The 26,553-nt window shown below is 62.5% G+C and carries 21 protein-coding genes; 17 read left to right on the forward strand and 4 right to left on the reverse strand.

Annotated features, from left to right (window positions below):
- The 4 genes from IEX85_RS24195 to IEX85_RS20335 all read left to right on the forward strand — a co-directional run.
- The coding region (locus IEX85_RS24195) for a DUF5801 repeats-in-toxin domain-containing protein (RefSeq protein ID WP_188862467.1) at positions 1-1,961 on the forward strand (1,961 nt) is incomplete at its 5' end.
- 442 nt (positions 1,962-2,403) lie between these two features.
- Entirely contained in the window at positions 2,404-3,810 is a 1,407-nt protein-coding gene (locus IEX85_RS20325) for a Wadjet anti-phage system protein JetA family protein (RefSeq protein WP_188862468.1), read from the forward strand.
- Complete coding sequence (locus IEX85_RS20330) at positions 3,811-4,446, forward strand: DUF4194 domain-containing protein (protein ID WP_188862469.1); 636 nt, start codon at positions 3,811-3,813, stop codon at positions 4,444-4,446.
- On the forward strand, positions 4,430-7,861 hold the full coding sequence (locus IEX85_RS20335) for an SbcC/MukB-like Walker B domain-containing protein (protein WP_188862470.1): 3,432 nt from the start codon (positions 4,430-4,432) through the stop codon (positions 7,859-7,861). Before IEX85_RS20330 ends, IEX85_RS20335 begins: the two co-directional genes overlap by 17 nt.
- Positions 7,862-8,578: 717 nt before the next feature.
- On the opposite strand, the gene IEX85_RS20340 is transcribed toward IEX85_RS20335, so the two are convergent.
- Positions 8,579-9,232, reverse strand: coding sequence for a hypothetical protein (locus tag IEX85_RS20340; protein ID WP_188862471.1), 654 nt, complete (start codon positions 9,230-9,232; stop codon positions 8,579-8,581).
- A 49-nt stretch (positions 9,233-9,281) separates the two neighbouring features.
- Between IEX85_RS20340 and IEX85_RS20345 the strand changes: the two genes are divergently transcribed.
- The 3 genes from IEX85_RS20345 to IEX85_RS20355 all read left to right on the forward strand — a co-directional run bounded on the left by IEX85_RS20345 (position 9,282) and on the right by IEX85_RS20355 (position 11,395).
- Positions 9,282-9,647 carry a hypothetical protein gene (locus IEX85_RS20345; RefSeq protein WP_188862472.1) on the forward strand — a complete coding sequence of 122 codons (366 nt, stop codon included), beginning with the start codon at positions 9,282-9,284 and terminating at the stop codon, positions 9,645-9,647.
- An 87-nt stretch (positions 9,648-9,734) separates the two neighbouring features.
- A complete protein-coding gene (locus tag IEX85_RS20350) occupies positions 9,735-11,084 on the forward strand; it encodes a DUF3422 family protein (RefSeq protein ID WP_188862473.1) in 1,350 nt (449 codons plus the stop codon).
- Entirely contained in the window at positions 11,081-11,395 is a 315-nt protein-coding gene (locus tag IEX85_RS20355; RefSeq protein WP_188862474.1) for a BolA family protein, read from the forward strand. The genes IEX85_RS20350 and IEX85_RS20355 overlap by 4 nt, the downstream gene beginning before the upstream one ends.
- 204 nt (positions 11,396-11,599) lie before the next feature.
- Here the strand turns inward: IEX85_RS20355 and IEX85_RS20360 are convergent, their stop codons facing one another.
- A complete protein-coding gene (locus IEX85_RS20360) occupies positions 11,600-11,896 on the reverse strand; it encodes a hypothetical protein (protein WP_188862475.1) in 297 nt (98 codons plus the stop codon).
- Between the two features lie 335 nt (positions 11,897-12,231).
- On the reverse strand, positions 12,232-13,512 hold the full coding sequence (aroA, locus tag IEX85_RS20365) for a 3-phosphoshikimate 1-carboxyvinyltransferase (protein ID WP_188862476.1): 1,281 nt from the start codon (positions 13,510-13,512) through the stop codon (positions 12,232-12,234).
- 300 nt (positions 13,513-13,812) lie between these two features.
- Between aroA and IEX85_RS20370 the strand changes: the two genes are divergently transcribed.
- The 3 genes from IEX85_RS20370 (at position 13,813) to IEX85_RS20380 (ending at position 17,359) form a co-directional block, all read left to right on the forward strand.
- Entirely contained in the window at positions 13,813-15,612 is a 1,800-nt protein-coding gene (locus tag IEX85_RS20370) for an ABC transporter ATP-binding protein (protein ID WP_188862477.1), read from the forward strand.
- A 106-nt stretch (positions 15,613-15,718) separates the two neighbouring features.
- Positions 15,719-16,840: a phospholipase D-like domain-containing protein gene (locus tag IEX85_RS20375; RefSeq protein ID WP_188862478.1), complete on the forward strand. Its 1,122-nt coding sequence runs from the start codon at positions 15,719-15,721 to the stop codon at positions 16,838-16,840.
- Between the two features lie 96 nt (positions 16,841-16,936).
- Positions 16,937-17,359, forward strand: coding sequence for an outer membrane lipoprotein (locus IEX85_RS20380; protein WP_188862479.1), 423 nt, complete (start codon positions 16,937-16,939; stop codon positions 17,357-17,359).
- A gap of 228 nt (positions 17,360-17,587) precedes the next feature.
- Here the strand turns inward: IEX85_RS20380 and IEX85_RS20385 are convergent, their stop codons facing one another.
- The gene (locus tag IEX85_RS20385; RefSeq protein ID WP_308425674.1) at positions 17,588-18,184 is read right to left on the reverse strand and encodes a YecA/YgfB family protein; all 597 of its coding nucleotides are present in this window, start codon (positions 18,182-18,184) and stop codon (positions 17,588-17,590) included.
- A 354-nt stretch (positions 18,185-18,538) separates the two neighbouring features.
- Here IEX85_RS20385 and recQ point away from each other — a divergent pair, with 354 nt between their 5' ends.
- The 7 genes from recQ to IEX85_RS20420 all read left to right on the forward strand — a co-directional run bounded on the left by recQ (position 18,539) and on the right by IEX85_RS20420 (position 26,337).
- Positions 18,539-20,668 carry a DNA helicase RecQ gene (gene recQ, locus IEX85_RS20390; protein WP_188862480.1) on the forward strand — a complete coding sequence of 710 codons (2,130 nt, stop codon included), beginning with the start codon at positions 18,539-18,541 and terminating at the stop codon, positions 20,666-20,668.
- 235 nt (positions 20,669-20,903) lie between these two features.
- Positions 20,904-21,734, forward strand: coding sequence for a hypothetical protein (locus IEX85_RS20395; protein WP_188862481.1), 831 nt, complete (start codon positions 20,904-20,906; stop codon positions 21,732-21,734).
- Between the two features lie 72 nt (positions 21,735-21,806).
- A complete protein-coding gene (gene ttcA / locus IEX85_RS20400) occupies positions 21,807-22,730 on the forward strand; it encodes a tRNA 2-thiocytidine(32) synthetase TtcA (RefSeq protein ID WP_188862482.1) in 924 nt (307 codons plus the stop codon).
- Between the two features lie 54 nt (positions 22,731-22,784).
- On the forward strand, positions 22,785-24,047 hold the full coding sequence (locus IEX85_RS20405) for a DUF2254 domain-containing protein (RefSeq protein WP_188862483.1): 1,263 nt from the start codon (positions 22,785-22,787) through the stop codon (positions 24,045-24,047).
- 99 nt (positions 24,048-24,146) lie between these two features.
- Positions 24,147-24,914, forward strand: coding sequence for a hypothetical protein (locus IEX85_RS20410; RefSeq protein ID WP_188862484.1), 768 nt, complete (start codon positions 24,147-24,149; stop codon positions 24,912-24,914).
- 161 nt (positions 24,915-25,075) lie between these two features.
- Positions 25,076-25,795, forward strand: a complete 720-nt coding sequence (locus IEX85_RS20415) for a hypothetical protein (protein WP_188862485.1) — start codon at positions 25,076-25,078, stop codon at positions 25,793-25,795.
- The gene (locus tag IEX85_RS20420; RefSeq protein ID WP_188862486.1) at positions 25,795-26,337 is read left to right on the forward strand and encodes an elongation factor P hydroxylase; all 543 of its coding nucleotides are present in this window, start codon (positions 25,795-25,797) and stop codon (positions 26,335-26,337) included. The genes IEX85_RS20415 and IEX85_RS20420 overlap by 1 nt, the downstream gene beginning before the upstream one ends.
- Positions 26,338-26,553: the final 216 nt, after the last annotated feature.

A 26,553-nucleotide genomic window follows, 5' to 3' on the forward strand; every position in this document is an offset into this window, starting at 1 on the left:
CCGGCTCGGCGGATGGCACCGATTACTTTACGATCAGTGTCGACAGCGGCTCGGGCGAGGTGACGTTCACGCAGCTGGAGAACATCTTCCACGCCGATACGGGCAACGATGACGACACCTCGACGCTGACGTTGTCCAGCGCCAACCTGCTGAAAGTGGTGCAGACGGTCACGGATGCGGACGGCGACAGTGATAGCGCCGAGGTCAGCCTGGGTGCAGGCGTGTTCAGTATTGAAGACGATGGTCCGAGCGTGATCAGTCCGGAACATGCCTACCTGCTCAACAGCGCCGGCAACAGCCTGACCGGGCTGCTGGATGTCGATGGCCAGGTCGAGGACAACTATGGTACCGACGGTGGCAGCGTGCGCTTCTCGGCCTCGCTGGACGGTGCCGCTGCGCTGAACGCCGATGGCATGCAGATGACGTCTGGCGGTCTGGATATCAGCTACAGCCTCTCCGCTGACGGCCAGGTCCTGACGGCTGCCACCGATGCTGGAACGGTGTTTACCGTTACGCTGACCGTCGATGAGCAGGGGCAGGATACCTATGATCTCCAGATGGTGGGCACGATCGATGGTGGCGCCATCGATATCGACTTCAATGATGGCAGCTATGATTTTGTCGGAGGCAATGGCGCCTGGGCAGGCTTTGCGACAGTGATCAAGTCCGGAAACGATAGTCTGGATAACAATGATGACAGCCTCGACCTTTTGCTGACACCTGTCAGTGCCAATAGCGTCAATACCAATGCCACCAGCGGCGGGGTCAACAACTCGTTTGTCGATCAAAACCAGGGTATGCGGATCGACTTTGTTGTGGACTTGTGGGGCAATCCCCAGGGTACGCCTTACACGGATCCCACAAAACAGGACCACTATTTTGATAGTCACTACATGTCAAATGGTGCCTCCGCGACGTTCCTTAGCTGCACCGATTCGACCGTGCTATTGACGGCCAAGGATGATAGTGACAGCGGTCACGATCCCTTGATCCCAGGTACGGTTGGAGATGGCGCCCCCGATACCATCTCGCTGATCGGGATTCAGTATGGTGGCGAGACGGTGCGGGTTTCACTCGCGTTGGCTGTGATTGGGGTCGCATCCATTGTCAATGTGGGCGGGCATGACTTCGGGGTTACCTTCTTTGGCAATGGAACGGCCAGTGTCAGCGGTGTAACAGAGAATACGGTGCTTTCTGCCTACACGGCGGATGGTTACAACAGTCTCGAGTTCTTTAACACATCTGCAGATAACTTCCAGATTGGTAACTTCGGCACTTCGGTGCTCGAGCCGGGTATTCCGGTGGACTTCAGTGTGCCGGTCGATGTGATCGACGCGGACGGCGACAGCGTGCAGGGCTCTCTCGATGTGCTGCTGCTGCCGGAAGGCACCCAGGACTACTCGGCCAGTGGTTCCGGTGAAACGGCGACTGCGACCGACGCATCGCCCGATATCATTGGTTCCGAGCATGGCGATACCCTTACCGGGGACGCCGAGGATAATATCCTGATCGGTGGTGGTGGTGATGATACCCTTTCCGGGCTGGCGGGGGATGACCTGTTGGTCGGTGGTGAGGGCAACGACATTCTCATCGGTGGTGACGATGCCGATATCTTCGTCTGGAACGCCGGAGATGAAGGCGGCGTCGGTGTCGGCAACTATGCCGAGGATACCGTGACCGACTTCGAGTCGACGTTGCTGGGTGATGCCAGCGATGATGTCCTGGATCTGTCCGACCTGCTGGTTGGCGAGACCGAGGCAACCATCGACCAGTTCATCTATCTCGATGACAGCGGTGCGGATACCACGCTCTATATCAGCAGCACCGGCGGTATGGGCGGCGTTGTCGACGCAGCCGGTGCAGCGGCTGCGGCCGACCAGGTGATCAACCTGGACGGTGTAACCGGCGTCGATCTCAATACGCTGATCGCCAACAACAACGTGGATGTAGACAACAGCTAAACTCTCTCGCTGGAGAGCAAAAGGCCGGCCGTCAAACGCCGGCCTTTCTGTTTGGGGCGGCGGTCAGTCGTGCCAAACCGGGCAAAACGCCCGATCGTAGTAGCGGCGTACCCAAACTTACGGGCACTTCCCCGCCGCGAATATATCTGGCTCCGTGCAAACGGCTTGCCCGCGAGAGTAGTCAGAGCAACTTCAAAAGCTTCGCCGCGAGGGCGCAGCTCCTACGCCAGAGGGTATCACGCTGTCGCCCGTCAGGCTGTTGGCACGATTCGCTGCGCTCATGGTGCCCTACGCAACGATTCCTGAAGGTTGAGGCCTATTCATCGGCCTTTTTCCTATTCGCACGTGACAGGGTTATGAACCCACACGATTTCCGTTAGAATTCAGGGTTTTCCAATGCAACGGGCCGGCATTCTGCCAGGCCCATCCGGAACGGAACCGCATGCTGTTCAACAAGCTGCCAGATGATCTTTTCCTGCCGTTGTCGGGTACCAATCGTCATATTTATCAGACGGTTATGCTCGCGCTGGCGGATCTGTTCTTCGACGAGGACCTGATCGACCCTTTCATTCCCAAGGACCTGGTGCGCTCCACCATCGAGGAGGCCGTGGTGCGCCTAGGCGTGCGCAGCTGGGAGCCGGAGGAGGGTGACGACAACGAGGAGGGCGGCGACGGCCCGCGCTCCGCGGCGGAGTACGCCAACCGCATCTATCGCCGGCTGGTGCAGACCGGCTGGCTCGAGGAGGAGCAGCGCATTTATCGCACCTTCGTGCTGCTGTCGCCGTCCATATCGCACCTGCTGCGCTCGCTGGTATCCATCGCCAGGCTGGAAAAACGGTCCTACGGCGGCGCGGTGCTGAACGTGCTGAGCTCGCTGGAGGCGGCCATCAAGGACCCCGCCGGTCGCGGTATCACCCTGTCGGAGGCGGCGCAGACCGCGGCGGATTTCAGTGCGCATCTGACCGACATGCTGCTGGGCCTGCGCGAACTCAAGCTGAGTCTCGCCGAAACCAGCCACGCGCAAGAGATCGTGCGCCGCTTCTTCGACCGCTTCGTCGAGAACATCCTCGTCTCCGACTACAAGACGCTGAAAACCAAGAACAATCCCTTCCGCTTCCGCCGTCAGATACTGGCGCTGCTGCGCGAACTGCAGTTCGACACCCTGCGGCTGGATCAGCTGGCCGGGCACTATCAGATGCAGTTCGAGGTCGGCGAAGAGGAAGCCGAGGCGATGGTGCATCGCCATATCAACCGCATCATTCGCATTTTCGACTCCGTCGACCAGCGCCTGGCCACCATCGACGACTTCCGCTACCGGCTGGAGAAGCGCGTCGCCGATACGGTGCGCTACATGGACAAGACCACGCCGGGCATGGCGGCCCGCCTGTCCCGCGTGATCGGCGAGATCGCCCGTATGCCGGACGACCGTATCCCGCGCCTCGATACCCTGGACGAGGTCGGCTTCTTCTCGCCGGCAAGCGTGCGCTCGCCGATACGCCGGCGTGTCGAGGCCAAGCCGCGCGTCATTCAGCAGCAGGTCATAGACCCTCGGGTGCTGGAGCTGCGCGCGCTGTTCAAGGAATACAAGGAACGCCGCGAGGTGACGCCGGACCGCATCGGCGCCTATCTCGAGCGCAACCTGGGCGAGCGCGCCGAACTCGAGGCGCAGGGCTTTCGGATCGAGACCGTCGAGGATTACATCTGCTTCAGCTACGTGCGTCACCTGGCGTCGCTGGGCAAGAAGGGCAAGAGCACCGCACAGCGCTATTCGATCCGCTTCCGGGACCGCTACGTCAACGTCGCCGATATGGTCGAATGTCGCGACTTCGTGATTCAAAGGAAACTATAAATGCTGGGTGATTTGCAGAAAATCATTGGCCGCAGCGACAAGTACAAGGCCGACGACTTCTCCCGTGCCGCCAACCTGCTGCTGACGAGCCAGTTTCTCTACGCTGACCGGCCGGTACATCGCGACAGCTACTTTCTGATCGCGTCCCATATCGACTATTTCACCAACCTGTTCGAGGCCATCGGCTGGTCGCTGGTGTATCAGCCCGACGAGGCCTATCTGGGGGTACTGCCCAAGGGCGAGGAGCGGGTGCTGCGCCTGCGGCTCGATGAATCCCTGCTGCTGCTGTGCCTGCGGCAGCAGTACGAGCAGAAACTGGAAAACTTCGAGATCGAGGGCGGCAAGGGCTACACCAGTACCGACGAGCTGCTGAGCCTGTACGAAAACCTCACCGGCAAGGAAATTCCCAACGAAACCCGGCTCAAGGAGATCCTGTCGCTGTTCTCGCGTCACGGCCTGATCGAGCGCGGCAAACCCGCCGAGACCGAACCGAAGAACGTGCCGCTCGGTATCAACCCCACCATCCGCCAGGTCGTGGTCGAGGATTTCGTCGGCCAGCTGGAAGCCCTGTGTGACGCGGACCCCCGCGAAGAGTCCGAGCCCGCCGAGGAGGCCGCCGATGAAGCAGCTCAATAGAATCGTTCTGGTCAACTGGTACGTGCTCGGCGCCATCGAGGTGCCGATCAAGGGTAACGTCGCCATCGTTGGTCCCAATGGCTCCGGCAAGTCATCGCTGCTCGACGCCATCCAGACCGTGCTGATGGGCGGCCACAAGCGCTATCTGAGCTTCAACGCTTCGGCCGGCGAGAAGAGCGAGCGCAGCCTGCGCACCTACTGTCTTGGTATGCTCGATGACGGCGGCAAGAAGGGCAACGCGCGCGAGGACTCGATCAGCTACATGGCGCTGAGCTTCTTCGACACCGAAACGGCGCAGGAAACCTGCGTCGGCATCGCCATCAGTGCCTCGACGGCGTCCGCCGAGGAAGACATTCTCGGCCGCTTCATTCTGCCGAACTTCTCGGTCGGCCTCGACGACTTCACGGTGCGCGAGGGCGAGGGGCGCATGCCAAGGCCCTGGGCCGACGTGCGCGCCAACCTGCTGAAGGTCTGCCCGGACATGGTGCTGGAAAAACGCTCCGCGCGCTTTATCCGCGAGCTGGTGACGCATCTGAGCTACGATCCGCAAATGCCGAACGACGATGACAAGTTCGTCAAAAACTTCCGCAATGCGCTGAAGTTCGTGCCGATCGACAGCCCGACGCGCTTTATTCGCGAGTTCGTGCTGGACGAGAACATCGTCCACGTCGGCGCCTTCCGCAAGTCGCTCGACGAATACCGGGCGATGGAGCAGAAGACCCAGGAGGTCGCCAACCGCATCCAGGAACTGGAGAAGGTCCAGGAGCTGTGCAAGGGCATCCATCGCAACGTCAAGAACGCCGTCGAGTACGAGTGGGTGGTGCACGAATCCCGCTTCGAAAACGCCGACCTGAAGAAGGAAGAGGCGCAGGAGCGGCTGGAGAAGAACCAGGAGAAGGAAGGCGAGCTGCAGCTGGCGCTGGAGCAGAAAGCCGAGCAGCTGAACCAGATCATGCAGGACCTGGCGGAGGCGCGGGCGCGGCTCAACAACAGCGATACCGCGCACCAGATCAAGGCGCTGGAGTCGTCCGTCACCGCGCGTCAGCATGAGCTCGGCGCCATTCAGGAGCGCATTCAGCGGGTGCATCAGCTGCTGCGCACCACCGTCGGCTTCGCCAACTTCGAACACCTGCTGCCGCAGAACTTCATGCCGGTGGTGCAGCAGTCGGTGGATCTGTGGCGCGAGGGTGGCGATATGATGGCCGAACTCTGGCCGCAGTCCCCGGTCGACGTCGACCGGACCGTCGACGAACTCAAGAAGCATATCGACGGCGTGCGCCGCGAAGTGGCGCGCCGTTTCGAAAGCTCGGTGATCCGCATCAACGAACTGCGCTCGGAAATCCAGAACCAGAAGGGGGCGGTCGAGCAGCTGCGCGCCGGGCGCGCGCCGGTACGTCGCAACACCCGGGAACTGATGGAGCTGTTGTCCGAATACGGCATCGAGTCGACGCCGATCTGCGAGCTGGTCGACATCAACGACGACAAGTGGCGGGTGGCCGTCGAGTCCTTCCTCGGCGCACGGCGCGAGGCGCTGATCGTCGAACCCGACCGGGTCAAGGAAGCGATCACCCTGTATCGTCGCAAGGGGCGCCACCTCAAGGGCTGCCGGATCGTCAACACCACCAAGAGCGGTGACTGGCTGCAGCGCTACAAGGCCGGCTCCCTGGCGCATTTCATCGACACCGACAACGAACACGCTCAGGCCTACATGAACCGCGCGCTGGGCGGCGTGATGGCGGTCGAAACCGAGAACGAGCTGCTGCGCCACGAGCGCGCGCTGACCTACGACTGCATGCTGCAGTCCGAAGGCTCGACCACCGCCATCAACGAACTGCAGCCGATCATGGGCATCCGCCGTCGCGCCAGCCAGCTCGAGCTGCAGGGCAAGCAGGTGGACGAAATGGTGCAGGAGTTCACCACCCTGGGCAAACAGCATGACTCGCTCGAGAAGCTGCGCGACAGTCTTATCAGCCTCGCCAGCTCGCTGCTGAGCGTGAACGACCGCGTGTTCGATCTGGTCAATGAGCGCGAACAGCTGCGCACCGATATCGAAGGTCAGCGCCAGGCGATCGAGGATCTGCGCAACCAGGACGACAGCGGCATTCATGCGCGTATCGGCGAGCTCGTCGACACCCAGAAGCGGGCCAATGACGAGCAGAAGCTGCTGATGGACAAGCTGCAGAAGGCCCGTACCGCGATGATCAAGGACAACGCGGCGATGGAGGTGCTGGAGCAGGAGCTTGGCGAGCACAGCGATGCCCGTGCCCGCTGCGAGGAGAACGGCAATTTCGATGCGCAGTCGGCGCAGGAAAAGCGCGACTACCTCGACGAAAGCTGCCACGGCGAGCTCGAGCGTATCATCTTCGAGGCGGCGAAAAAGGCCCAGGGCGAACTGCAGCTGCACGAGAAGAAGAAAAACGGCGTGCGTGACGCCGTGGCGCAGTACAAGGCGCGTTACCACGGCGGCGGCCTGAGCCACCAGGAGCTTGACAAGATCAGCGCCGATTCCACGCACGAGGATCTGGAAGCCTTCGTCGACAAGACCGTCGAGGCGCTGCGCGACTCGGAGCTTGCCGAGTACGCTCAGAAGGCCGAGCGCGCGCGTCTGGAAGCCGAAACCGCCTTCCGCTCCGACTTCGTCGCGCACCTCAACGACCAGATCAACAAGATCAAGGAGCTGATCCGCGAGCTCAACGCCCACCTCAAGAACCGTCCGTTCCACAAGGAAATGTACAGCTTCGAGATGATGCCGAACCCGGAGCTCAAGGATATCCTCGAGCTGGTCGAGGCCTACACGCGGATGGATCAGGCCAACGTCGGCACCCTGTTCGATCTCAAGCACGAGGGGGATCGGCCTCACCGCAACGCCCTGGAGAAAATCCACGACGTGCTCAAGGACGAGGGCGAATCCAGCCTGCTGCAGGACTACCGCAACTTTTACAACTTCGAACTGGTGGTCAAGGACCTCGACGGCAACCGCAAGACCACGCTGACCCAGCGTATCAAGACCGGTTCCGGCGGCGAGCATCAGGTGCCGTTCTACGTCGCCATCGCTGCGGCGATGGGCGCCACCTACCGCCTGCGCGAGGGCGCCGACGGCAAGCCGCTCGGCGGCATGAGCCTGTCGGTGTTCGACGAGGCCTTCAACAAGCTCGACTCCGAAAACACCATGACCTCGCTGGCATTCATGAGCGACCTTGGACTGCAGACCATCATCGCCGCGCCGGACGAGAAGTACTCGCTGCTCAGCTCCTGCATGGACACCATCGTCAATGTCTGCCGCGACGGCCGTGTCGTCGACATCGATGTGGAATTCCCGACGCAGAAGGGCAAGGAGCTGCTCAACTCGGACAATCCGAGGAAGATAATGGAAGCGATGGAGCAGGAGCTTGCCGGGGAGCTGGAGCCGGCCTAGCCGCACGAACTGTAGGAGCCCACTCCGTGGGCGATCGGGACCGGCACGTTAGTTGTTCGCTCGCGGAGCGAGCTCCTACACAGACTGCGGGTAGCACGAATTGTAGGCGCCCACCCGTGGGCGCTTGAGTCCGGCACCCTGGTCATTCGCTCGCGGAGCGAGCTCCTACATAAGATGCGTGGTCTGCACGTACCGCAGGAACCCGCTCTGTGGGCGAATGGGTCCGCTCCCGCGGTCATTCGCTCGCGGAGCGAGCTCCTACATAAGATGCGTGGTCTGCATGAACCGCAGGAGCCCGCTCCGTGGGCGAATGGGTCCGGTCCCGCGGTCATTCGCTCGCGGAGCGAGCTCCTACATAAGATGCGTGGTCTGCACGAACCGCAGGAGCCCGCTCTGTGGGCGAATGGGTCCGGTCCCGCGGTCATTCGCTCGCGGAGCGAGCTCCTACATAAGCTGCGGCCTGAACGATCCATAGGAGCCCACTCCGTGGGCGATTGAGTCGGGCACCTTGGTCGTTCGCTCGCGGAGCGAGCGCCTACACAAGCTGCGGGTAGCACGAACTGTAGGCGCCCACTCCGTGGGCGATTGGGTCCGGCACGGTGGTTGTTCGCTCGCGGAGCGAGCTCCTACATAAGCTGCGGCCCGCACGATCCGTAGGAGCCCACTCCGTGGGCGAACCGGTCTGGCACGCTGGTCATTCGCTCGTGGAGCGGGCGCCTACGATGATTTCAGTCGCGGTTCGGGCATCCGGTAATCGGGAATCAGGCTGGCGAGGGGGCGGCGCCGGTGCAGCAGGTAAAGGCGGCCGCTGTGCTCCAGGCCAAGCCAGGCAGCGGGGCCGTCCAGCAGCTGCAACAGCAGGGCGTCGGCATCGACGTCAGCGTTGCTTTCGCCGATCAGGTCGCGCCACTGACCGTTCGCCAGCAGTCGCGCCAGTGCATCGGCGTTCCAGATCGACGGTGTGCAGTCAAGGGGTTCGAGCAGCCCCAGTCGGGACGGCGAGCCCAGGCGCCGGTCCTTGGCAAAGAATTTGCGAACCGTCAGGTCGGTATGAACGCCGAGCAGCGAGTTGTCGCGCACGTTGCCGCTGAAGTCGAGCTGCTCCAGGCCCGCCAGTATCGTTGTCAGTTTCCAGTCGCAGGCGCGGATCAGCGCCCAGGCGGGCTCTACCGAATAGCGGGCGCCGAGGCTGTATTTCACCGCTTGGCGGCCATCGAGGTGCGCGCCGGCCAGGTGGGTGATCTGCAGGTAGCTGGTCTGGAACTCGACCAGTGCCTGCGGTGACTCGATGAAGCAATAGCTGCTGTCGCGGCGGCAGAAATCGATCCAGTGGGCGCGGCAGTCGAGCGCGGGAAGTACGCGAATCAGCATCGTCGTGGCGGCGTCAAAAACGAGAAAGTATATCGACAGAGGTAGTCTTATGAAACTGTTGAACCGGGCGGGGCTGGCGTTGCTGCCCCGCGAACCCTTCGCCGACTGGGTTAACGGTCTGCCCCGGGGCGATAGCCCGCACGAGCAGATGACACTGGAGATGCATCGCGCCGAAGGGACTCTGTACCTGATCGACGAAGTGTTCAGCGAAGCCGACTTCGAGCAGGCGATCGCGCGTCACTGGCGGCAGATGTTCGAAAACGAACTGGCGGCCTGGGACGAGTTCGGCGACCACTGGCCGCAGCCGCTCAGTCAGCAGCGCTTTGTCGAGTGGTTCGAGCTCAAGCCCCAGTTGATGGCGATCGACCTCTCGGCCGAGCCACTGATGCGCGCGCCCTTGCTGGACGAGGACTGAGGTCCTTGCATTTACTCCCGTCGGGGGATTGATCGGCATTGCCTGGCCATGTATCAATAGCAGCCAGTCGAAACGAGGGAACCGCACATGACCGACCTGTCCCGGACCGGAATCCAGCTGCACCCGATGCGGCAGCAGCTGTACGATGAACTGCATTCCCGGCCCTTCCAGCAGATCGACACGCCGGCGCGCATTACCCATCTGGCGGTACTGTGCGGCGAGGAGGAACGCGAGGCTCAGCTGGAGCATTTGCAGGAGCTGTGCGCTCTGCTCGGCCAGGACGCCCCGGTCGAGGCCGGCAGCTGCTTCTATCGCGATTTCGGCAGCCTCTGCGTGCGTCGCGAAACCCACATGGAGTTCGTTTCCTACACCTTTACCCATCTGCCCGCGGACGCATCGGCGGACGTCTTTGCCGAGACCGGCGTTTCCGCGCTGCCCGACGGCTGGCTCGACCGGCTGCAGGGGCAGGTCGTCGGCGCCTTTCATCTGGCGGTGGAGGCGAGTGAACTCGATGTGCAGCAGCAACTGTCGGATGCCAAGCAGCACTTCGAAGGCATGCGACTGGTGGGCAGCAGCCCGCAGCAGGGCGATGCTCATATCTGGACCAGCTTTCGCCTGCACAGCGACGGCTTCGGCCGTTTCCTGGTCTGCAACCGGAGCATGACGCCGAGCCAGCTCGGTCGCCTGATGCAGCGCCTGGTTGAGATCGAGACCTATCGTTTGCTGGCCCTGCTCGGCATTCCGATGGCGCGCGACATCGCGCCGAACCTGGCGGAAATGGACGCGGGGCTGGCCAGTATCACCCGGCGCCTGGCGGGCAACGGCGGTGTCGACGAGGCGGCAATTCTAAGTGAGCTGACCGATATGGCCGCCCGGGTCGAGGATTTTCGCGCCCGTTCCACTTTTCGTTTCGGCGCCACTCAGGCGTACCATGAACTGATTCTGGGGCGGCTCAGGGAGCTGCGCGAGGACGAGGTGAGCGGTCATCTGAGCCTCACCGAGTTCATTACCCGACGGGTCACGCCAGCGGTGCGTACCTGCGAGACCCTCGGGCGGCGTCTGGAGGATCTGTCGCGGCGCATCGACCGGGTGTCGGACATGATGCGCACCCGTGTCGAGCTGTCGATCCAGGACCAGAACCGGGCGCTGCTGGCGTCGATGGACCGCCGTTCCAAAATCCAGCTGATGATGCAGCACACGGTGGAGGGGTTGTCGGTGGCGGCGATCAGCTACTATGCGGTCGGCCTGCTGAAACATATCATCACCGCCGCCTACGAGGCGGGTGTGCCCCTGGACAAGGATCTCACCGTGGGGGCAACGGTGCCGCTGGTGGTGCTGACGGTTTGGGGCGTCACCCGGCGTATTCACAAACATTTTCACGCTCTCGCCCGGGAGGAGCGCAGCGCTCGCGGCGGGAAGAACAGGAGATCATCATGAGCGTGCAGAGCACAATCGAGCAGAAACTGCAGCAGGGCCTCAATATCCGCCATCTGGAGATCGACAACGAGAGCCATATGCACTCGGGCCCCGCCACCGACAGCCATTTCCGGCTGGTGCTGGTGTCGGACGACTTCGTTGGCAAGCGTCTGGTGCAGCGTCATCAGCTGATCTACGGGCTGCTCAGCGACGAGATGCAGAACCCGATCCATGCCCTGGCGATGCATCTCTATACCGGCGAGGAGTGGCAGCTCAAGAACGGCCAGGCGCCGCAGTCACCCCAGTGCCTTGGTGGATCGAAAGGCGGCTGAAGGCAACAAAATGTAGGATGGGTGAAGCCGCCATCGGCTCGTCCTCACAAAATTGCATTTTTTGGGGGCGGCGTAACCCATCAGGGGCGTCGTCCACGAACGCCAACGACGGACATGCCTGCAAATTCGATGGGTTACGCGGCGCCCTGACTCGGTGGTTCGTCTGATGGTGGCCCAGGCTGCGCCGCTTCACCCATCCTACGCTCACCAGCTGTGCTGCTCGAATTTCCATTCGATGGCGTCGATGGTGTCCTCGATCACGATGATGCGGATCTCCTTGCCGTCGTCGAGGTAGGTCCATTGCTCGGCGGGGCTGGTGTAGCGGCAATAGCGGTCGAGGCAGCGGCTGTCGATGATGCTGATCAGCAGCGGCGGGCCGACCTCGTTCAGCAGCTTCACCACCGAGTCCCCGTCGCGGAACAGGTGGCCGTCGATACGGATCTGGTCCGCGGCAGCGGGCAGGCTCAGCAGCATGGCTATCAGTAGGGAAAAGCGACGCATCGGTGACTCGCAGGTTGGGGTTTGTTACCTTTGAGTATCGTTCGGCTGTCGGGTTTCGTCCTGGCGTTACTCGTGCAGGATCCTGCTTTTGTAGGAGCTCGCTCCGCGAGCGAATGACCGTCGCGCGGACCGTTCGCCCACAGAGTGGGCTCCTACACCATCGTAGCGTAGGGTGCTGGTGAGCCTGCGAACCGCACCGCTACACCGCGGTCATGGTGCGGTGCGTCGGTATTTGCTCCTGCAATACCAATCTTCCCGCCGTCCATGGCGGTCGCTCCTATTACCGGCACCCTGCGTGTTCGAGCGGCCTTGCGGCCGCGACAGGTGACCGTGGGTCAGCGTTCGCAGATGCTTTCGAACAGTTCGAAGTAGGTCGGGAAGGTCTTCGCGGTGCAGCCCGGATCGTTGATCGTCACCGGAGTATCGCCCAGGGCGACCAGCGAAAAGCACATGGCCATGCGATGATCGTCATAGGTGTCGACCGCCGCGTGCCGCAGTTCTGCAGGCGGCGTGATTTCGATGAAATCCTCGCCTTCGACCACCGTGGCGCCGACCTTGCGCAGCTCCGTCGCCATCGCCGCCAGGCGGTCGGTTTCCTTGACGCGCCAGTTGTAGATGTTGCGGATTGCGGTCGGGCCCCTGGCGAACAGCGCCGTAGTGGCGATGGTCATGGCAGCGTCAGGTATATGGTTCAGATCCAGGTCGACGCCGTTCAGATCGCCGCGGCTGACTTCGATCCAGGTGGGGCCGTAGCTGACCCGAGCGCCCATCTGCTCCAGCACTTCGGCAAAACGCTTGTCGCCCTGAACGCTGTCGGCGCCGACGCCGTAAACCCGCACGGTGCCGCCGGCAATGGCGGCGGCGGCCAGGAAATAGGAGGCGGACGAGGCGTCACCCTCGACCATGATTTCCCCGGGCGAGCGGTAGCGCTGGCCGCCGCGCACGACGAATCGCTGATAGTCGTGGTTCTCGACCTCGACGCCGAAGCTCTGCATGGTGTGCAGGGTGATATCGATATAGGGCTTGGATACCAGTTCGCCCTCGACTTCGATGTGCAGATCACCTTTTGCCAGCGGCGCCGCCATCAGCAGTGCGGTCAGAAACTGGCTGGAGATGTTGCCGCGAATACCCACGGTGCCGCCGGACAGGCCGCTGGCCTTGATGCGCAGCGGAGGATAGCCTTCGTCCCTGAGATATTCGATATCGGCTCCGAGCGCGCGCAGTGCATTGACGAGATCACCGATCGGGCGCTCGTACATGCGCGGCTCACCGGTCAGATGAAAGTCGCCCTTGCCCAGGCACAGCGCCGCGGCAAGGGGGCGCATGGCGGTGCCGGCATTGCCGAGAAAGAGTTCGGCGCCCTGGCTTGCGAAGGCGCTGCCGATACCGTCCACGGTGCAGGTCTGGCGGTCCTCGGAAAGCGTATAATCCACACCCAGCTGGCTCAGGGCCTTGAGCATGTGACGCACGTCGTCGCTGTCGAGCAGGTTGGTGATGCGGGTACGGCCTTCGGCCAGTGCCGCCAGCAACAGAATGCGATTCGACAGGCTCTTCGAACCGGGAATCTGGACTTCGCCATCGACGCGGCTGACCGGTTGCAGGGTGATGCTTTCCATTGATCTCTCTTGTAAAGGTTTGCGCAGGCCAAAGGGCTGCCCTAGGTTACTGTCTTGCCGGGGTCCAGTAAAGAAAGCAGGCAAGCGGTAAGTGGCATAGGCGTAGGAGCCCGCTCCGCGAGCGAACCCGTACCGGGGCGCAAGACGACGGGCAGTTCGTCGGTATTTGCTTCTGCAGTACCGGTCGTACCATCCTCCGCGCTCAGTACGCCCTGCGCGGTAACCGTCATCTAAAAGGCGGTATCATGGTGAAGCTGTTGTACATTGAAAGGGAAGTGAATGAGAGCAGAGTCCGGCCCGATGCAAGAAGTACCGCCGCGGGCGCCATCCCGCTATGACTGGGACTTCATTGTCCGTATTGCCCTGCAGCACCGGCGTCAGCTGGTACTGGCCAACATCGTTGCCCTGCTGGCCACCCTGGTGGCGGTTCCGCTGCCGCTGCTGATGCCGCTGCTGGTCGATGAAGTACTGCTGGACAAGCCGGGCATGCTGGTGGCGCTGATCGATCCGTTGTTTCCCGCCCACTGGCAGGGCCCGGTGCTCTATATCGGCGTGATACTGTTGCTGACGGTGATCATGCGGGCGCTGGCGCTGGTGCTTGGCGTGGTGCAGGCGCGTCAGTTCACACTGATTTCCAAGGACATCATCTTCCGGATCCGCGCCGGTATGCTCGAGCGCCTGCAGCGCATCTCGATGGCGGAATACGAGACACTCGGCAGCGGCACCGTGGCATCGCACTTCGTCACCGATCTCGATACCCTGGATCGCTTTATCGGCGGCTCGGTCAGCAAGCTGCTGATCGCGGTGCTGTCGATCCTTGGCACCGCCGTCATCCTGTTGTGGATGCACTGGCAGCTGGCGCTTTTCATTCTGTTCCTGAATCCGCTGGTCATCGCGGTCACCATGACGATCGGCAAAAGGGTCAAGCGCCTGAAAAAGCGCGAGAACAAGGCCTTTGAAGTATTTCAGGCCGCACTCGCCGAGACTCTCGATGCCATTCAGCAGCTTCGGGCCGCCAACCGTGAGCGCCATTACCTGGCGCGTATCGTCGACCGGGCGCGGGATGTGCGCGACCATTCGGCGGTGTTCGAATGGCAGAGCGACGCCGCGACACGCTTCAGCTCGATGGTGTTCATGGTCGGTTTCGACCTGTTTCGCGCCGTGTCCATGCTGATGGTGGTGTTTTCCGACCTCAGCGTGGGGCAGATGATGGCGGTGTTCGGATACCTCTGGTTCATGATGACGCCGGTACAGGAGGTGCTCGGCATACAGTATGCGTTCTACGGCGCCAAGGCCGCGCTTGGTCGAATCAATGGCCTGCTGGCGCTGCGGCGGGAACCGGTTTATCCCCATCAGACGGACCCGTTCCACGGGCGACGCACGGTATCGGTCGAGCTCGATGACGTTCATTTCAGTTACGGCGACGGTCGCGATGTGCTCAATGGCATCAGCCTGCGGGTCAGTGCCGGACAGAAGATCGCGCTGGTGGGTGCCAGCGGAGGCGGCAAGTCGACACTGGTGCAGGTGATGCTCGGACTCTATCCCGCCAGTCGCGGCCGTATCCTGTACGATGGCGTGCCGCTGGAGCGCATCGGGCTGGATCGGGTGCGGGAGCGCGTTGCCACTGTGCTGCAACATCCGGCGCTGCTCAACGGTACGGTGCGCAGCAACCTGACGATGGGGCGCCGCTTCGACGACGCAGCCCTGTGGCAGGCGCTTCAGATCGCTCAGCTCGAATCCTTCGTGCGCGAGATGGACCAGGGGCTCGATACGGTCGTCGGACGTCAGGGCGTGCGTCTCTCCGGCGGCCAGCGCCAGCGGCTGGCGATTGCGCGGATGGTGCTGTCCGATCCCAGTGTGGTCATTCTCGACGAGGCGACGTCGGCGCTGGACACCGAAACCGAGGCGCGGCTGCATGAGGCGCTGGCCGGCTTCCTGGCGGGCCGCACGACGCTGATCGTGGCGCACCGGCTGAGCGCGGTGCGTCAGGCCGACCACGTCTACGTGTTCGAGGACGGGCGGATCGCCGAAGAGGGGCACCACGAAGCGCTGGTCGCCCGAAACGGTCTCTACGCAAGGTTGTACGGCGATTATCAATGAGTTCGAAAGCTTCGAGTCAACAGGAAACAGTTAACAGTAGAAGCGTCTAGCGGTTACTGTTAACTCAACGTCGTACACTGTCGACTCAGTTATATGCAGGGGATGCATGCAGCAGCACAGGCGTTTCAAGTGGCGTGCCGGCAATGCGGTCGAATTGATCGTCGACGGAGAGCAGTTCTTCCCGGTCATGCTCAGGGCCATTCGCGAGGCCAGTCACAGCGTACTGATGGAGTTTTATCTGGTCTCGTCCGGCCATATCATGGACAGGTTCATCGACGAGCTGATTGGCGCCGCCAGGCGCGGTGTCATGGTGCGCCTGATCATCGATGGCTTCGGCGGCCGCAAGCTGAGCGATCGTGACCGCCGCCGGCTCGAGGCCGAAGGGATCCTGATCCTGGTGTACAACCCGCTGAAGCTGAACAAGCTGACGCGCAATTTTGCCCGCGATCATCGCAAGCTGATGATCGTCGACCAGCAGCGGGCGTTCATTGGCGGTACGGGACTTACCGACGAATACTGGCTGTCGGAACATCGCGGCTGTCCCTGGCACGAGGTGATGCTGTCGCTGACAGGCCCCGTGGTGGCCGATTTGCTGGCGCTTTACAACGGACTCTGGCAGCGCTTTACTGCGACTCGGCTGCCGCCGGGGGCGGCGGGCCCGGCGCTGGGACCGGCACTGATGAAGGTGACGACCACCGAAGGGCTCTATCAGCAGGGCATCAAACTGAGCTTCCTGCAGCAGGTCCATCGCGCCGAGGAGCGGGTCTGGCTTGCCACTGCCTATTTTCTGCCGTCGCGCTCGGTGCGGCGGGCGCTTCGCCGGGCGGCCCTGCGCGGCGTCGATGTCCGCCTGATCGTTGCCGGCCCCTATACTGACCAGCCCTGGGTGTTTCATGCCTCAAAGCGGCACTACCAGCGGCTGCTCAAGGCCGGTGTGCGGATTTTCGAGTATCAGCCGCGGTTTCTCCATGCCAAGGTGGGCGTGGTCGACGACTGGAGTTCGGTCGGGTCCTGCAACCTGGATCACTGGAACCTGCGCTGGAACCTGGAGGCCAATGTCGAGGTCAAGGAGCCCGAGTTTATCGGCCAGGTGACCCGCATGCTCCAAGCGGACCTCGAACACTGCCTCGAGGTGACGCTGGCGCGCTGGTCAGAGCGCCCCTGGCATCGTAGATTTCTGGAGTATATCTGGTCCTGGATCAGTCAGATGGTATTGAGAATCCGTTGACGCGCCGCGGACAACGACAATTTTGCGAAACTGGCAACTGGGAGTATTCGGATGATGTGTGGTAAAGGCGGTTTAGCCCTGTTACTCGGTGTTGCTATGCTGGCAGGCTGTGCCGGCCCGTCGCTGACGGGTACGACCTACTCGCGGGAAGAAGCGCGCCAGGTGCATTACGTGCGTTACGGCATTGTCGAGTCGGTGACGCCGGTGGTCATCGAGGGGCGCACCGACGGGCCGGTCGGCACAGGCGCCGGCGCCATTGTCGGCGGTATTGCCGGCAGCAATGTCGGTGGCGGCAGCGGCCGCGCCGTCGGTGCCGTACTCGGTGCCGTGGCGGGTGGTGTGCTGGGCAGCACGATCGAGGAATCGGCGACTCGCAAGCAGGGGCAGGAAATCATGCTGCGGCTGGATAACGGCGAGACGATTTCGCTGGTGCAGGAAGTCGAGGACGGTCAGTTCTTCCGCCCTGGCGAGCGCGTGCGCCTGTTACAGTCCGGCGGTACCACCCGGGTGACGTACTGACCCCGAAGATTAAAATTTCGCAATTGCCAAGAGCAATGGTTGTGCTAATCTGAAGTTGGTTCAGTTGGAAGGGAGGGTACACTTCGTTGCGACAAAACAGTAATGGCAAAGTATCCCGTGGCTTGAAGGCCACCAGACATTGAATAATGTCTTTCCTTGCAAGAATAAAGAAGGGCTCCCTCTGTGGAGCCCTTCTTTATGGTTGTTCGCGCCAATCTGAGAAAAATTTTATTTCTCCGGTGCGTGGAACACCAGGTAGAGATCGACCAGCAGGTCCGGAATCTGCGATACCATCTGCTCGCACAGGCGCTTGTCCCGGCGAATCTGCGCGATATCGTCCTCGTCGAACAGGTCGGAGGCGACCATGATCGGCAGCAGCAGCTCCGCGACCTGTTCCTCCCGCTCCGGCGCGAACCAGAGTTCCTCGTGCTGGAAAACCCCCTCCATGAAAGCTTCGGCCCAGGTGGTCATCGGAGCGATGCCGCTTTCCCGGTCCTCTTCCTCGAGCTCGAGGGTGGCGTCGCAGGGCAGGTCCAGCTCCTCGTCGTTGTAGAGGTCGCTGGCGATGGACTGATACCACTGACGCAGCAGGCCGGTGATCTCGCTACGTTCGTCATCAGACGCCCAGCGCGGCTCGCCGTCGAACACCAGTTCGAGCCAGACCTGCTCTGCAACCGGTTCCGGCCCGATGGCTAGAGCGCAGAACAAACCATGAATTCCGATCAGGTCCAGGGAGTCCTCGGAAACCGCCTCGGAGAACAGGAAATCCTCGAGTCGGTCCAGCTCGTCGTCATTGAGTGGCTGGGCAATAGGCTGCATAGGCATGGGGCTGTCCATATTGGTTTCGACTGGGGCGATTCTACCGCCAACCGGGTCGCGGTGTAAGGAATATCTTTGTGTAGGTCGGGTGGAGCCCCGTAGGGGTGAAACCCGACAACTGGGCGCTCGGCACCGCAGCGTACCCGCCGCCAGCAATCGATCTGTAGAGCGATCGATTTGACGGGTTTCGCGATGCCCGAACGGTATTGTTACCGATCATGTCGATACCGGCGCAGCGCTCTGCGCGTCCAATGGTGGATCCAGTTGCGCGCAGTTAAGACTTTACGCTTTACGACTTACCGCTCACGACTCACCATTTCCCAGTGACAGCGCCGCGGCCTTTACGGATAATGCCGCACCATGATGGATGACGCGCTCAGGGTTCTCAAAGAGGTTTTCGGTTACGACCGGTTTCGCACGCCGCAGGACGAGGTGATCCGGCGGCTGGTCGAGGGGCAGGATGTACTGGTGGTAATGCCCACCGGCGGCGGCAAATCGCTTTGCTATCAGCTGCCGGCACTGCTGCGCCCCGGAACCGCGGTGGTGGTGTCGCCGCTGATCGCGCTGATGCAGGACCAGGTCAGCGCGCTGTCGCAGTGGGGGATCCGGGCCGGATGCCTGAACTCCGCGCTACCGTTCGAAGAGCTGGCGGCAACCGAGCAGGCGCTGCGCCGTGGCGAGCTCGATCTGCTTTACATCGCCCCGGAGCGCCTGCTGCAACCGCGCACCCTGGACCTGCTGGGACACTGCAGACTGGCGCTGTTCGCCATCGACGAGGCCCATTGCGTGTCCCAGTGGGGCCATGACTTCCGTCCCGAATACCTGCAGTTGAGTCGGTTGGCCGATGCTTTCCCCGGCGTACCCCGCATCGCCCTGACGGCGACCGCCGACGGCCGTACCCAGCAGGAAATCGTCGAACGCCTGGCGCTGCGGGATGCCGCGCGTTTTATACAGGGCTTCGACCGTCCCAACATCCGTTACCGTATCGGCCAGAAAGACCGGGCCCGCGAGCAGCTGCTGAGGTTCCTGCAGCAGGAGCATCCGCAGGATGCCGGGGTCGTATACTGCCTGTCACGCAAGCGGGTCGAGGAAACCGCCGCCTGGCTGAGCGAGCGTGGTTTCAATGCCCTGCCTTACCATGCCGGTCTGCCGGCGGAGCTGCGGGCTCATCACCAGCACCGTTTTCTGACCGAGGAAGGGCTGGTGATGGTCGCGACTATCGCCTTCGGCATGGGCATCGACAAGCCCAACGTGCGCTTCGTCGCCCACCTGGACCTGCCGAAAAGCATCGAGGCGTACTACCAGGAAACGGGCCGGGCCGGCCGCGACGGTCTGCCGGCCGATGCCTGGATGGTGTACGGTCTGCAGGACGTGATTTTCCTGCGCCAGATGCTGGAAAGCTCCCAGGCGCCCGAACTGCAAAAGCAGATCGAACGCCAGAAGCTGGAGGCGATGCTGGGTCTGTGCGAAATCACCAGCTGCCGCCGCCAGACGCTGCTGGCCTATTTCGGTGAAAACGACCATTCGCCCTGCGGTAACTGCGACACCTGCCTGGAGCCGGTACCGATCTGGGATGGTACCGAAGTGGCGCGCAAGGCGCTGTCGGCGGTGTATCGCAGCGGTCAGCGTTTCGGCGTCAATCATGTCATCGATATTCTGATCGGTCAGGCCAGCGACAAGGTGCGCGAGCGCGGTCACGACCGTATCAGTACCTTCGGTATCGGCAAGGAACTCGATCGTAACCAGTGGCGCTCGGTGTTCCGTCAACTGGTGGCGCGCGGTTACCTCGGCGTCGATGCCCAGGGCCATGGCGTGCTGCATCTGAGCGAGCGCTGCCGGCCGTTATTGCGTGGTGAAGAGGTTCTCGAGCTGCGGCACGAGGAGCGCAAGGCCGCCGGCAAGCAGAGTCGCTTCAGCCGCGGCTCGGCGCCGCAATCGAAGCTCGATGCCGCCGATTACGCGCTCTGGAACGATCTGCGCAGCGCCCGCAAGGCGCTGGCCGACGATCAGGGGGTGCCGCCGTACGTCATTTTCCACGATGCGACTCTGATGGAAATGGTGATGCACCGGCCACTGAGCGCGAGCCAGTTGCGCCGGCTCAACGGGGTGGGCGAGCGCAAGCTGGCGCTGTACGGTGATCGCTTCCTCGAAGTGATCGAGGAACACCTGCGTGGCGGCGAGGCGCAGTCATCCCAGGCCGAGGAGTCGCTGACCCTGTTTCGTGCCGGCATGGACGTGGCGCAGGTCGCGCGCCAGCTCAAGCTTTCGACCAATGCCATCTACGGCCACCTGGCACAGGCAATCCGGCAGCGCCAGCTGAACCTGGCCGAAGTGGTCGAACTGCCGGATATCGAACTGCGCCACATCGAGCAGGTGATACGCGAGTGCGAGGCCGAGTCGGGCGGCGCACTCAAGCCGGTGCACGAGGCGCTCGGCAGCGCCTACGACCTCGGTTTGCTGCGTTGCGTCAAGGTAGCGATGGAGCTTTAGAAGCGGAGAGTGGTGGGGCGTAAAGCGTCAGGCGTAAGGGGCGGCGTCCGATAGATGTGTAGGAGCTCGCTCCGCGAGCGAACCGATAATTGGCAGGGCGCTACAAAGCTGTTCGCCCACAGAGTGGGCTCCTACACTTGGTGTGGGAGCCGCGAACGGGTTTTGAGGTTACGCCTCACGCCTCACGCCGTTCAGTTGTCTAAAATAAACCAAACCCTGTCGATCATGGCTGCCGATGCTTAACGCCCGCACCTTTCGCAACCTGCGTATTCTCATCCTGCTGCTGATCCTGCTGGTGGTCGCTCTCAATAGCTGGCTGTCGCGAATCCGGACCACGGACTGGGAGGAGCCGCTGTGGGTGTTGATGTATCCGCTCAACGGTGACGGCCGTGCCGATACCCAGGCCTATATCGACTCGCTGACGCCCGACACCTTTACCGCTATTGAAGCGTTCTTCGCCCGGGAGGCGGGGCGTTACGGTGCCGGCAGCGGCGAGCCGGTTTTCGTGCAGCTGGCGCCGCAGGTGTTGCCGCCGCCGCCGGTGCTGCCGCAGAATCCTTCGCTGTTCGACAACGTGCGCTGGAGTCTGGCGATGCGCTGGTGGGCCTGGCGCAACGATACATGGCAGGGGCCTGCCCCCGATATTCGTATTTTTATGCGTTACTACTCGCCGGAAAATACCGACCGGCTGGCGCACTCTCTCGGCTTGCAGAAAGGCCTGATCGGCCTGGTCAACGCCTTTGCCGCCGAACGCCACCAGGGGCAGAACAATGTCGTCGCGGCGCACGAACTGCTGCATACCCTCGGTGCGACTGACAAATACGATCTTGGCTCCGGCCTGCCGGTCTGGCCTGATGGCTACGCCGAACCTGAACGGGTGCCGCGCTATCCGCAGCGACTTGCTGAGATCATGGGCGGACGGGTGCCGATTTCGGATGGCTGGGCGCTGATACCGCCGGGGCTCGACGACGTCGTGGTCGGGCCTTCGACGGCAAGTGAAATCAACTGGCCGGCGACGGCGCCGCTGCCGCCGGAGGGCAGCGCGCTGGCCGGTGATAGCTTCTGAATCTGCCGTTCATGGTTGCCAAATAATCAGCTATAATCGCCGCCTCTTTTGACATCCAGCCGATAGCGACCGATGAGCGATATTCAGTACCAAGACCCCCTGTCCGACATTGCCGCCGACCAGGACGGCGGCGACGCGAGCCTCGAGCGCAAGCGCAAGCTGCGCCTGAACAAGCTGCAGAAGCGGCTGCGCCGCGAGACAGGGCGTGCGATCGAAGACTTCAAGATGATTGAAGAGGGCGATCGGGTCATGGTCTGCCTGTCCGGTGGCAAGGACTCCTACACGCTGCTCGATATTCTGCTGAATCTGCAGAAGAGTGCGCCGGTGAACTTCGAGCTGGTGGCGGTGAACCTGGATCAGAAACAGCCGGGGTTCCCCGAGCATATTCTTCCGGCGTACCTGGAGTCCCTCGGCGTACCCTTCCATATCGTCGAACGCGACACCTATTCCATCGTCAAGTCGGTCGTGCCGGAGGGCAAGACCACCTGCGGTCTTTGCTCGCGGCTGCGCCGCGGCACGCTTTACGGCTTTGCCGACGAAATCGGCGCCAACAAGATTGCCCTGGGCCACCATCGCGACGATATTCTCGAGACTTTCTTCCTCAACATGTTCTACGGCGGCAAGCTCAAGGCGATGCCGCCCAAGCTCGTCTCCGACGACGGCAAGAACATGGTGATTCGTCCGCTGGCCTACTCGCGCGAGAAGGATATCGAGGCCTACAGCGAGCTGAAGGCCTTCCCGATCATCCCGTGCAACCTCTGTGGTTCGCAGGAGAACCTGCAGCGTCAGGTGATCAAGGAAATGCTGCAGGGCTGGGACCGCAGCCACCCCGGCCGCATCGAAACCATGTTCCGTTCGCTGCAGCACGTGGTGCCGAGTCATCTGGCGGACACCGGGTTGTTCGACTTCGCCGGTCTGGAGCTGGGGTTCGCCCACGGCATCCGCGGCGGTGAGGATGGCGTTGCCGGCGATCGAATCGATATCCTCTCGCTCTGAAACGCTGTTTGAGGTAACTCCGGCTATCCTCTTAAGACATAGAGGAGGCCGGGTATGCAGCTACTGTCGTCAAAATGGATTTTCCTGGCCTGCCAGCAGATGCGCCGGCTCTGGTTCAGAGCGTCGCTCTATTGCCTGGTGGCGGTGATCACGGCGCTGCTGTCGGCGCTGGTGGACGAGCGCATTCCGGGCACCCTCGCGACCTTCGTTGGCGCCGACTCGGTCGGCAATCTCCTGGGAATCCTGGCCGCCAGCATGCTGACGGTGGCGACCTTTTCGCTGTCGACGCTGGTTGCCTCCTATAGTGCTGCCGCCAGCAGTGCCACGCCGCGCGCCACCCGGCTGTTGGTGGAGGACTCTGCAGCCCAGAACGCCCTGGCGACCTTTATTGGCGCCTTTCTCTTCGCAGTGGTCGGCATTATCGCCCTGAGCAGCGGTATCTACGGCAATGGCGGCCGGCTGGTGCTGCTGCTGGTGACAGTGATCGTGGTGGCGCTGGTGGTCGTGACTCTGCTGCGCTGGATCGATCAGCTGTTGAATCTGGGGCGCGTGGGCGAAACGGTCAGGCGTGTCGAGGCCGTCACCTGCGAGGCGCTTCTTCAACGCGCCTGCAACCCGGGCTGTGGCGCCCGGCTGCAGCTGGATCCGCCGACCGAGGGGTTCGAGGTCCGGCCGCGAAGCGTCGGCTATATTCAGCATGTCGATCTTGGCAGTCTGCAGGAGTTCTGCGAGGAGCTGGACTGCCGTGTATCGGTTCTTGCGATGCCTGGCTGTGCGGTGGAGCCGACCCGGGCGTTGCTGCGGGTGTCCCGTGAACCGGATGACGACAGCGCACAGCGTCTGCGTGACGCCTTCGTCATCGGCAGTGAGCGAACATTCGAGCAGGATCCGGGCTTTGGCTTCGTGGTGCTGGGGGAAATAGCCGCGAGGGCCCTGTCGCCGGCGGTGAATGACCCGGGCACCGCCATCGATGTCATTCAGACCGGGCTGAGGCTGCTGGTATTCTGGGCGGAAAACGGGCATAAAGACGAAAATCCGGAAGTCAGTTTTCCCGACATTCGGGTGCCGCCACCCAGTGAATCGCAATGGTTCGACGGCCTCTATACCGTGATAGCCCGGGAGGGTGCGGCACAGGTCGAGGTGATGGAAACCCTGCTGCGCAGTTTCGCCACCCTTGAACGGCTGCAGCAGGAGGCCTACCGCGAACCGCTACGCCAGCAGGTTGAGCGGGCGCTGCGTTTCGCGCAGGCGCGCATGACGCACCCGGACGATGTGCAACGGGTGCGAGACAGCGCGCCTTCGTTGCCCGGGCACTGAGGTCCGGTATTGCAGGACAGGACAGCGCCAGGCGGCGCAGTCACTTGCCCGGTACAGTGGCTGCCGGGTCGATATCGAGCGTAAGGGAGACGCCAGATCATGAATACACAACAGCAGGACAATAGCAGTCTGCTCGCCAGGGCCCGGGAACTGCGGGCCCTGTTGCTCGACTATATCGCCGGCGGGCCGGCGCAGGCACCGAAATACAAGCAATTGCGGGACGAGCTGCTCGCTGCGACCAGCCTGCAGTCACTGCTGCCGCCGTTACTGGGCAAATACGAAAAGCTCGATGATCTCTGGCATGCGATGAAGTATCAGGTGCCGAGCAAGATCGAACGCCAGGAACTGATCCGCAAGGAGTTCGAGCCGCTGATCGAGACGCTCGACGGCAGCGCCCAGTCCGCGTCGTCGGCAGAAACGGAATTCAGGGCGGTAAACACCTCACAGCTGCTCAAGGGCTGGCTGCGGCTGAACGAGCAGGCGATGGAACCGAAGCGACGGCTATCCAATGGCGTCAAGGTGCTGGTGCAGGTGTGCAGTTCGATCATCGACGTCCATTACCGCTCGCTGGAGATCCGTGGCGGCAACACCGATCCCACCCAGGTGTTCGAAATGGCCAAGGACGTGCTGTTCGCCAGCAGCGCCGAGACGGACAAGCAGATTCTGGTGGCCGATACGGTCGCAGGTGCCAGCGCGCTGTTCAAGTCGCTGGATGAAATCCGCGAGCAGTTCGCCCGTGGTGGCGTACCGGAAAAGGAGCAGCCGGCGCTGGCGAGTGCCGGCGCGGATCTGGCGCTCAACAGCGCGATGGCGCTGCTGAGCTGCTGGCAGATGCTGCGCACGCTGCACGATACTGCGCCGGCCTGACCGAGTGCCCGAAGCCTGATCGGGTGCCTTGGGCGATCGGGTGCCCGTCAGGTCGCAGTCTTGCGGACCAATCCTCAGGCGCCGTTTTCAGCCGATGCCGTGACAACGCCGGTTCGCTTGGCGATAATGCTGGCCGTCCAAACCGACGACTGAAGAACGAGATGTTACGACAGGGATTGCCGATACTGCTGCTGGCGTTGCTTGCCGGCTGCAACAGCGCCAGCGTGCGCCCCGATGCGCCGGATGGCGCCGGCACGGTCACCCCGGCCGGTGCCGGCGATGCTGATGCAGGCGCACCCGCACCGGCGAAGGTGCCTGCGGGCAAACCAGGCGCCGCTTCTGCTGCGGATGACGAGCTGGTGCAGCGCCTTGATCAGCTGGCTGGCCGGCTGACGCTGGTGCAGGAGCAGCTGATCGAGCTAAAAGCGCAGGGGGCTGAGCTGTCGCTGCAGTCCCAGCAGCTGCTGGCGCGCATGCAGATGGCAGGCCCTGCGCCGGCGCAGGAGATGGCACCGGAGACGCCGCCGGCATCGTCCGACACGGCTCCGGCACAGCTGGACGGGCTGATTGACCAGCTGGGGATGATTGCCAACGAGCTGTCGGCCAGCGGTGTCGGCGATAGCTATCGCCTGGCGGCCGACTACACGCGCAGCGGGCAATGGGTGCTGATCCGCTACGACCGTTTCAGCGGTGAGTCCTGGCTGGCGGATCAGGGTAGCTGGCAGTCGCTGCAGGATCCGGTTGCGGTGCCGGCGTCGGACTATGAAGTGGTGCTCGAACGCGCCGACAACGATATCAAGGGCTATGTTGCCGCCCGCCTGGACCGCCGCAGCGGCGAAACCTGGTGGCTGAAGCAGGATACCTGGCAGAAATTCGATTGATGAACGAACCGCAATACCAAGACCTTATCGCCATATTCAACCGCCTGTTCCTGCCTACCTTCAATACCGAGCTGGTGCGGGGCGACGACGAACCCATCTATCTGCCGGCGGACGAGTCGCATCGACACCACCGTATCATCTTCGCACACGGTTTTTTCGCCAGTGCGTTGCATGAAATCGCGCATTGGTGCGTCGCAGGTCCCGAGCGTCGCCTCAAGGCCGACTTCGGCTACTGGTACAAGCCCGACGGCCGCAGCGCCGAAGAGCAGACGCTGTTCGAGCGGGTGGAGGTCAAACCCCAGGCGCTTGAATGGATTTTTTCCGAGGCAGCCGGACACCGCTTTCACTTCAGCGCCGACAACCTGAGCTCGGGTCTCGGCCCCAGCGAGCTGTTTCGCCAGCGTGTGCAGCGCCAGGTGCGCGCCTATCTCGAGGAAGGCCTGCCGGAACGGCCGCGTATGCTGGTGGACGCCCTGCAGCGACACTACGGTACGCCGGTGCTGACACCGGCGCGTTTCCGGCTTGGCGAACAGGCAGCCTGATACCGGACGAACCAGTCTGGCACCACCGGGGATGATCGCTCGCGGAGCGAGCTCCTACAAAAGGAGGTCGTTGCTGCAGTGAACGTATGAGCCCACTCCGTGGGCGAACCGGTCTGGCACCGCAGTCGATCGCTCGCGGAGCGGGCTCCTACAAAAGGAGGTCGTTGCTGCAGGGAGCGTAGGAGCCCACTCCGTGGGCGAACCGGTCTGGCACCG

It is taken from the genome of Marinobacterium nitratireducens (genome assembly GCF_014645375.1).
GTDB classification, from domain to species: Bacteria; Pseudomonadota; Gammaproteobacteria; order Pseudomonadales; family Balneatricaceae; genus Marinobacterium_A; species Marinobacterium_A nitratireducens.